1 rRNA gene and 1 other annotated feature (1 of these 2 cut by a window edge) are annotated in these 1,882 nt (G+C 49.4%); the gene reads left to right on the top strand.

Features of this window, described 5'->3' with window-relative positions:
* Positions 1–1,712 (top strand) — a sequence feature (mutual gap in cmsearch alignment for this rRNA model is longer than 100); it begins 1,382 nt to the left of the window's first position.
* Between the two features lie 46 nt (positions 1,713–1,758).
* A 5S ribosomal RNA gene (gene rrf, locus C7954_RS13215) occupies positions 1,759–1,875 on the top strand.
* Positions 1,876–1,882 lie beyond the last annotated feature (7 nt).

Here is a 1,882-nt window from a genome sequence, read left to right as displayed (position 1 = left end):
ATACTTGTAAGTGGTAGAGGAGCATTGTGTACGGAGCGAAGCTGTACCGTAAGGAGCAGTGGACTGTACAGAAGAGAGAATGCCGGTATGAGTAACGAAAAAAGGAGTGAGAATCTCCTTCGCCGAAAGTCTAAGGATTCCTGGGGAAGGCTCGTCCTCCCAGGGTTAGTCGGGACCTAAGCTGAGGCCGAAAGGCGTAGGTGATGGAAAATCTGTAAAGATTCAGATACCACTGTAAATTGATTGAGTGAAGTGGTAACGCGGCAAAGAGAGTGGAGCGTGTGACTGGAAGAGCACGTATAAGCTAAGGAGTTAGGGTAAGGAGGTAAATCCCTTTACCCGCTAATAACTTTTAGTGATGTGGAGCCAAAAGAGGTGAAGCCACTTAATAAGCCGCCAAGAAAAACCACTAACGAGATTTACAGTGCCCGTACCGCAAACCGACACAGGTAGACGGGAAGAGAATTCTAAGGCGCGCGAGAGAACCCTTGTTAAGGAACTCGGCAAAATGACCCCGTAACTTCGGGAGAAGGGGTACCCATTAGCACTAGCTGGTGGGTCGCAGTGAAAAGATCCAAGCGACTGTTTATCAAAAACACAGGTCTCTGCTAAGTCGTAAGACGAAGTATAGGGGCTGACGCCTGCCCGGTGCTGGAAGGTCAAGGAGAAGGCTTAGTGCTAGCCACGAAGGTCTGAACCTAAGCCCCAGTAAACGGCGGCCGTAACTATAACGGTCCTAAGGTAGCGAAATTCCTTGTCGGGTAAGTTCCGACCTGCACGAATGGCGTAACGACTTGGATGCTGTCTCAACAAGGGACTCGGTGAAATTAAATTGCCTGTGAAGATGCAGGCTACCTGCGACAGGACGGAAAGACCCCGTGGAGCTTTACTGCAGCCTGATATTGGGTTTTGATGTAGAATGTACAGGATAGGTGGGAGACTTTGAAACTGGCATGCCAATGTCAGTGGAGTCGCTGGTGGGATACCACCCTTTCTACAGCGGAATTCTAACTGGAGGCCATAAACTGGTCACAGGACATTGTCAGGCGGGCAGTTTGACTGGGGCGGTCGCCTCCCAAACAGTAACGGAGGCGCTCAAAGGTTCCCTCAGTGCGGATGGAAATCGCACGAAGAGTGTAAAGGCAGAAGGGAGCTTAACTGCAAGACAGACAAGTCGAGCAGGTACGAAAGTAGGACTTAGTGATCCGGCGGTATAGTGTGGAATTGCCGTCGCTCAACGGATAAAAGTTACCCCGGGGATAACAGGCTTATCTCCCCCAAGAGTTCACATCGACGGGGAGGTTTGGCACCTCGATGTCGGCTCATCGCATCCTGGAGCTGAAGCAGGTTCCAAGGGTTTGGCTGTTCGCCAATTAAAGCGGTACGCGAGCTGGGTTCAGAACGTCGTGAGACAGTTCGGTCCCTATCCGTCGCAGGCGAAAGATACTTGAGAAGAGCTGTCCCCAGTACGAGAGGACCGGGATGGACACACCGATGGTGAATCAGTTGTTCCACCAGGAGCATAGCTGAGCAGCTAAGTGTGGAAAAGATAAGCGCTGAAAGCATCTAAGCGTGAAACAGACTTCAAGATTAGGTATCTCACTTTGTTAAGAAGGTAAGATCCCTTAAAGATGATAAGGTAGATAGGCCAGAGGTGTAAGTGTAGTAATACATTAAGCTAACTGGTACTAATAGATCGAGGGCTTAATCATTATTTCCTATATGTGTTTTTGATTGTACAGTTAACAATCTAATATTTCCGGTGGTAATAGCGGAGGGGCAACACTTGTTCCCATCTCGAACACAAAAGTTAAGTCCTCCAGCGCCTATGGTACTGCATTGGTAACGATGTGGGAGAGTAGGTCGCTGCCGGTCCTTTTTT

The organism is Halanaerobium congolense (genome assembly GCF_004366375.1).
Classification (GTDB): Bacteria; Bacillota; Halanaerobiia; order Halanaerobiales; family Halanaerobiaceae; genus Halanaerobium; species Halanaerobium congolense.
The sequence above is the reverse complement of the archived record's forward strand: the minus strand, read 5'-3'. Positions and strand labels throughout refer to the sequence as shown.